8 protein-coding genes are annotated in these 6,279 nt (G+C 74.2%); 1 reads left to right on the top strand and 7 read right to left on the bottom strand.

Annotation, left to right across the window (positions count from 1 at the left end; all coding sequences use genetic code 11):
* Positions 1-117: 117 nt before the first annotated feature.
* From KK617_RS13350 to KK617_RS13340, 3 genes are all read right to left on the bottom strand, one after another.
* On the bottom strand, positions 118-1,212 hold the full coding sequence (locus tag KK617_RS13350) for an NAD-dependent epimerase/dehydratase family protein (protein ID WP_277500559.1): 1,095 nt from the start codon (positions 1,210-1,212) through the stop codon (positions 118-120).
* 33 nt (positions 1,213-1,245) lie between these two features.
* Complete coding sequence (locus KK617_RS13345; protein WP_008356322.1) at positions 1,246-1,347, bottom strand: AURKAIP1/COX24 domain-containing protein; 102 nt, start codon at positions 1,345-1,347, stop codon at positions 1,246-1,248.
* Positions 1,348-1,464: 117 nt separating this feature from the next.
* Positions 1,465-1,677 carry a helix-turn-helix domain-containing protein gene (locus tag KK617_RS13340; RefSeq protein WP_277500547.1) on the bottom strand — a complete coding sequence of 71 codons (213 nt, stop codon included), beginning with the start codon at positions 1,675-1,677 and terminating at the stop codon, positions 1,465-1,467.
* A gap of 237 nt (positions 1,678-1,914) precedes the next feature.
* Here KK617_RS13340 and KK617_RS13335 point away from each other — a divergent pair, with 237 nt between their 5' ends.
* Positions 1,915-2,622 (top strand): HAD family hydrolase, encoded by a 708-nt coding sequence (locus tag KK617_RS13335; protein ID WP_277500546.1) that lies wholly within the window; start codon positions 1,915-1,917, stop codon positions 2,620-2,622.
* A 28-nt stretch (positions 2,623-2,650) separates the two neighbouring features.
* Here the strand turns inward: KK617_RS13335 and proC are convergent, their stop codons facing one another.
* Genes proC through KK617_RS13315 form a run of 4 tightly spaced genes read right to left on the bottom strand, consistent with a single transcriptional unit; the run spans position 2,651 to position 6,240 of the window.
* Entirely contained in the window at positions 2,651-3,463 is an 813-nt protein-coding gene (gene proC, locus KK617_RS13330; protein ID WP_277500545.1) for a pyrroline-5-carboxylate reductase, read from the bottom strand.
* Between the two features lie 43 nt (positions 3,464-3,506).
* A complete protein-coding gene (locus tag KK617_RS13325; RefSeq protein ID WP_277500544.1) occupies positions 3,507-4,442 on the bottom strand; it encodes a proline dehydrogenase family protein in 936 nt (311 codons plus the stop codon).
* Between the two features lie 54 nt (positions 4,443-4,496).
* Entirely contained in the window at positions 4,497-5,294 is a 798-nt protein-coding gene (locus KK617_RS13320; protein ID WP_277500543.1) for a sugar phosphate isomerase/epimerase, read from the bottom strand.
* 10 nt (positions 5,295-5,304) lie between these two features.
* Complete coding sequence (locus tag KK617_RS13315) at positions 5,305-6,240, bottom strand: Ppx/GppA phosphatase family protein (protein ID WP_277500542.1); 936 nt, start codon at positions 6,238-6,240, stop codon at positions 5,305-5,307.
* Between the last annotated feature and the right edge of the window lie 39 nt (positions 6,241-6,279).

Below are 6,279 nucleotides of genomic sequence, written 5' to 3'. Positions count from 1 at the left end.
GGCGTACGGCGGGCGCCCGCCCGCCCGCCGGCGAGGTCCCGGGCGGGGGCGGAGGGGCGGTTCCCGCCGGAGCCGCGGCCCGGGCGGCCGCGCGTCCCGATCGGGATGATGTCGGCGTCACCCACGGCTGCCTCCTGGGGGCACGAACGGTCGGACCACGCCGGTGTCGGTCGCGGAGCCCGCCTCGGCGGGCGGCGCCGCCACGGCCGCGCGGCTGCGCAGCCGGTCCTCGAGGGAGCCGAGGACCAGGTCGGGCGCGGCGAAGGTGGGGGCGAGGTCGGCCGCGAAGTCCGCGAGCGCCTCGGCGGTCGTGAAGTCGGGACGGAAGCCGAGCTCGTCGCGGCAGCGCGAGGTGTCGACACCCCGGCCGTAGGTGAGCAGGGCGAGGAGCTCGGGCGAGAGCTCCGCCAGCCGGACGCGACGCACGAGCTGGCCGATGCCGGTGAGGGCGGCGGGCGGCAGCGCGACCGTGGGTCGCTGCATCCGCCGGAGCGCCTGCCGCAGGGTCAGCACGCCGTCGCCGGCGACGTTGAAGGTGCCCGCGACGTCGCTCAGCACGCCGTGGCGCAGGGCGGCGACGAGGTCGTCGGCGTGGAGGAACTGCAGGCGGGGGTCGAAGCCGAGCACGGTCGGCACCACGGGGAGTCGCAGGTACGACGTCATGGGGCTCTGCACGCCCGGACCGAGCACGTTGGCCATGCGCAGCATGAGGACGCGCACGTTCGGCCGACGACGCGCGAAGCCGCGGACGTAGCCCTCGACCTCCTGGGCGTCCTTGGCGTAGCCGCCGCGCGCGACGCGCGGCTCGAACGCCTCGGTGAACATCGCGGGGTCGCGGCTGGTCGCGCCGTACACCGCCGTCGTCGACTTCACGACGACGTGCTCCACCGACTCGACCTTCTGGCAGGCGGCCAGGAGCTGCATCGTCCCGATGACGTTGAGCTCCTTCATGGCGTTGCGACCCCCGGTGGCACCGGGTGTCGCGATCACGCTCATGTGGACGACGGTGTCGACGTCCTCCCGCGCCATGACCTTGGCGATGACGGGGGTGCGGATGTCGGCCCGCACGAAGGAGATCGGGCCGATGTCACCGCGCGGGGGCACGACGTCGACACCGATGACGCGGTCGACGGCAGGGTCGTCCGCGATCGCACGTGCGAAACGTCGACCGAGGTCTCGGGAGACGCCGGTGACGAGGACGACCTTGCCCACCGGTTCACCTCGCAGACGGAGCCCCCGCGGGGCTCACTTGCCGAGCTTGCGGCGCTGGACGCGCGTCTTCTTGAGCAGCTTGCGGTGCTTCTTCTTGGCCATGCGCTTGCGCCGCTTCTTGATGACAGAACCCACGGAGAACCTTTCACGAACGGTTGCCCACCCACGCGGGACGCGGGATGGCCGGACCTCAGCCTAGCGGGACCACCCCGAGGCGCCGAAACGAGGCCGTGGCGTGGACCGCGGGCGCGCTCAGCCGGCGTCGTAGAAGCTGCTCCGCAGGTACTCGTCGACGTCCTTCTCCTCCACGCGGAAGGAGCGGCCGACCCGCACCGCGGGGAGCTCGCCGTTGTGGACGAGACGGTAGACCGTCATCTTGGAGACGCGCATCACCGAGGCGACCTCGGCGACGGTCAGGAACTTGACCCCCGAGATGTCGCCGGAAGGACCGTCGTGCAGGGCCATCGTGCACCGCTTTCTGCCCGGACGCGCGCCGACCATCCGGGCCGGCTCCACACGCGAGGGGTTGGCGTGAGAATAGAGCCTGATGTGACTCCTGGGGAGTGGCATTCGCCGGAAATCTCCACTTCCTCGGCGTGTCGGCTTGAACCCGCTGCTCAGGCGGTACTCACACCGGTGGGATTCGCCCACAGGAACCGCACAGGATGCAGGGTGTCGGCGGCCGCTGGCACACTCCCGCGGGTGGCTCCCCGACTCCCGCTCGCCGCGGTCCTCTTCGACCTCGACGACACCCTCGTGGACCACCGCGGCGCGGCGCGGGCGGGTCTCGTGGCGTGGGCCGCAGGGCTGGGGCTGCCGGGCACGCCGGCCGAGCTCGCCGAGCGGTGGACGCTGCTCGAGATGCGGCACCACGCGGCGTACCAGCGCGGCGAGCTGACCTTCGCGGAGCAGCGACGTGCGCGCGTCCGTGCCTTCGTGCCCCACCTCGACCTGCGCGAGGACGCCGCCGCCGACGAGGCCTTCGCGGGGTTCTCCACGGCCTACCGCGCGGCGTGGCGGGCCTTCGCCGACGCCCGGCGGGCGCTGGAGCGGGCGCACGCCGCCGGCCTCGCGGTGGGCGTGCTGACCAACGGCGACCTGCGCCGGCAGCGCAGCAAGGTCGAGCGCGTCGGGCTCGCGCCCGTGCTCGACGCCCTCGACGCCCCGGTGCTCGCCTCCTCGGCGCTGCGGGCGGCCAAGCCCGACGCCCGCGCGTACGCCGCGGCGTGCGCCCACCTGGGCACCCCCGTCGGCGCGACCCTCATGGTCGGCGACTCGCTGGCGAACGACGTGCGCGGCGCCGCCCGGGCCGGCCTGCGCGCCGTCCTCCTCGACCGGTACGACGAGCACCCCACCGCCGGCGTGCGCCGCGTGCGCAGCCTCGACGCGCTCGACTTCGCCGCGGCCTGAACCCTCGGCCTGACGCGCGCCCGACGCCTCAGGAGCCGAGCTCGGCCGACCGGTTGCGCGCGGCCTCCATGGCGGCGAGGAACGCGGCGCGCACCTTGTGGATCTCCAGCTCGCGCAGCGCGGCGGCCGTGGTGCCCGCCGGGGAGGTGACCTGCTCGCGCAGGACCGTGGGGTGGGTGCCGGTCTCGCGCAGCATCGTGGCGGAGCCGACGACGGTCTGCACGACGAGGTCGGTGGCGGTCGTGCGGGGCAGGCCGAGGTGCACGCCGGCCTCGATCATCGACTCGACGACGTAGAAGAGGTAGGCGGGCCCGGAGCCGGAGATCGCGGTCACCGCGTCCTGCTGCGCCTCGGGGACGCGCAGCACCTTGCCCGTGGCGCTCAGGAGGCCCTCGACCTCCGCGAGCTGCTCCTCGCTGGCGTGGCGCCCGCCGGAGATGGCGGCCATCCCCTCGTCGACCAGCGCCGGGGTGTTGGGCATGACGCGCACGACGGCGACGCCCTGGGGGACCCGCGCCTCGACGTACGCGGTCGTGGTGCCCGCGGCGAGCGAGACGACCAGCTGGCCGGGGCGCAGCACCGGGGAGACCTGCTCGAGGACGGCACCCATGTCCTGCGGCTTCACTACGAGCGCGACCGTGTCGGCGCGCCGTGCGGCCTCCACGTTGTCGAGCACCTCGACGCCGTAGCGCGCGCGCAGCTCCTCGCCCCGCTCGGGGCGCTTCTCGCCCACCAGCAGCCGGTCGGCCGGTCGGCCGGCCCGCAGCAGGCCGGAGAGGAGGGTCTCCCCCATGACGCCGGCGCCGATGATGGCGGTGAGGGACGAGGTCGAGGCGGTCACGTGCTCCACGGCTCCTGTTCGCGGCGCCGGGGCGGGCCCGACGTCACTTCTTCGAGATCAACGACGTGACGAAGAGTGACAGGTTCTGCGGGCGCTCGGCGAGCCGGCGGGTCAGGTAGCCGTACCAGTCGGTGCCGTAGGGCACGTAGACCCGCACGGTCTCGCCCTCGGCGGCCAGCCGGCGCTGCTCCTCGGGCCGGATGCCGTAGAGCATCTGGTACTCGTACGTGCCGCGGTGGCGCCCGTGGCGGCTCGCGAGCGAGCCCGCGATCCGGATCAGCCGGGGGTCGTGGGTGGCGACCATCGGGTAGCCCTGCCCGGCCATGAGGATGCGCAGGCAGCGCACGAACGCGCGGTCGACCTCCTCGCGCGTCTGGAACGCGACGCCGGAGGGCTCGTCGTACGCGCCCTTGCACAGGCGCACCCGCGACCCCTCGTAGGCGAGGTCGCGGGCGTCGGCCTCGGTACGGCGCAGGTAGGCCTGCAGCACGGCGCCCGTGTCCGGGTGCTCGCGGCGCAGCTCGCGCAGGATGGTGAGGGTGGCGTCGACGCCGGTGTGGTCCTCCATGTCGAGGGTGACGGTGGTGCCGACGGCGCGGGCGGCCTCGCAGACGCGGTGCGCGTTCTCCAGGGCGAGGTCGGTGCCGGTGCCGGGCAGCGCACGGCCCACGGCGCTGAGCTTCAGCGACACCTCGGCCCGGCGGGCGAGCCCGTGGGCGGCGAGCTGGTCGAGCAGGTGCAGGTAGACGCGGGTCGTCGCCTCGGCCTGCTCGGCGTCCAGCGTGTCCTCGCCCAGGTGGTCGATCGTGACGGCCAGCCCGTCGTCGAGGAGACGGGTCGTGGCGCCGATCGCGTCGTCGGTCGACTCCCCCGGCACGTAGCCGCGGACGACGGACGAGGCCACCGGCAGCGTCGTCAACGCCTCCTTCACCCGACCGCTGCGCGCGAGCGCGAGGAGCGGGCGGCGGAGCACGGGCATGGCGTCACGCTACCCGGACGGCTCCAGCCACCGACGACCGGTCCGTGACCCGGCTCACACCTCGCGGACGGCGAGGTGCTCGCGTGCGAAGGCCAGGGACTCCGCCAGGTCGGCCAGCCGCGCGTCGCGGTCGGCGGCCTTGCGGGTGTTGATCTCGAGCACCACGTGGCCCTCGAAGCCCTGCCCGGCGAGGTGGCGCAGCAGGTCGGCCGCGCCCATCACGCCGCGCCCCGGCACCAGGTGCTCGTCCTTGGCCGACCCGGTGCCGTCGGTCAGGTGGAGGTGGCGCAGCCGCGACCCGAGCCGGTCGGCCATGGCGATCGGGTCGGAGCCCGCGATGGCGGCGTGGGACAGGTCGATCGTGGTGTTCGCGTAGTTCTCCGCCGACGGGTCCCACCCCGGCGCGTAGACCTCCATGCCGCGCGTCGTGCCCTTCCGCGGCGTGGCCTTCCACGGGTACATGTTCTCCACCGCGAACGCGATCCCGCTCGACTCCTCGAGCGCCGCGATGCCGTCGACGAAGTCCCGCGCGTACTCCCGCTGCCAGCGGAACGGCGGGTGCACCACGACGACGTCGGCGCCGAGCGCCCTCGCCATCTCGGCCGAGCGCTCGAGCTTGCCCCACGGCTCGAGGCCCCAGACCGCCTGCGTGAAGAGCAGGCACGGGGCGTGGACCGCGCAGACCGGCACGTCGTGGTGCTGCGCGAGCTGCTCGACCGCCGAGACCTGCTGGCTGAGGGCGTCGATGCCGACCATGACCTCGACGGCGTCGTAGCCCACCTCGGCGGCGTACGCGAACGCGTGCGCCGTCGACTCGGGGTACGTCGAGGAGGTCGACAGCCCGACGACCATCAGCCGGTCCTCACCCGAGGACGCTCAGCTGGTCGAAGCGCTCCAGGATGACGCCCTCCCGCAGGGCCCACGGGCAGACCTCGAGGCCCTCGAGCCCGAAGATGTCCATCACCGCGTCGGCGACCAGCGCCCCCGGCACGATCTGGTGGGTGCGGCTCGGCGAGACGCCCGGCAGGGCCGCGAGCTCGTCGTGCCCCATCTCCATCAGCTTGGGGATCCACTCCGCCAGCTCGGCCGCGGGCAGCACCCGGGGCACCAGCTGGCCCTCGGAGGAGCCCGGCGCACCGCAGATCCGGGCGAGCGAGCGGAATGTCTTGGACGTGGCGGCCGCGCGGTCCGGCGTACCCGCCCGCAGGAGGTTGCCCGCGTCGCGGGCGATCTCGGCGCGGATGCGCTTGCGCAGGGCGCGGACGTGCTCCTCGTCGGGGGCCCCGTGGGCGAAGAACTCACGCGAGAGCCGGGCCGCCCCCAGCGGCAGCGACCACGCGACGTCGGGCGCCTCGTTCGCGCCACCGGCGATCTCCAGCGACCCGCCGCCGATGTCGAAGACGACGAGCCGGCCGGCGGACCAGCCGAACCAGCGCCGCACCGCGAGGAAGGTCAGCCGCGCCTCGTCGGCCCCGGACAGCACCGACAGCCGCACACCCGTGCGCTCGGCGACCTCGGCCAGCACGGCGTCGGAGTTCGTCGCGTCCCGCACCGCCGACGTCGCGAACGCCAGCATCTCCTCGCAGCCCTTGTCCTCCGCCACGACCTGGGCCTGGCGGGTGAAGTCGGCCAGCGCGTCGATGCCCGTCGGGCTCACCGCCCCCGAGGCGTCGAGGTGCTCCGCGAGGCGCAGCGGCTCCTTGTAGGAGTACGCCGGCAGCGGCGCCGCGCCGCCGTGGGCGTCGACCACGAGCAGGTGCCCCGTGTTCGAGCCGATGTCGAGCACTCCCAACCTCATGGGCGCAACGGTAGCGCCGGGGGCCGACGCCGGCGGCAT

The sequence above is a fragment of the Nocardioides sp. ChNu-99 genome (assembly GCF_029493445.1).
GTDB lineage: Bacteria > Actinomycetota > Actinomycetes > Propionibacteriales > Nocardioidaceae > Nocardioides.
Note: the sequence above shows the minus strand (reverse complement) of the source record. Positions and strands in the feature narration are given on the sequence as shown.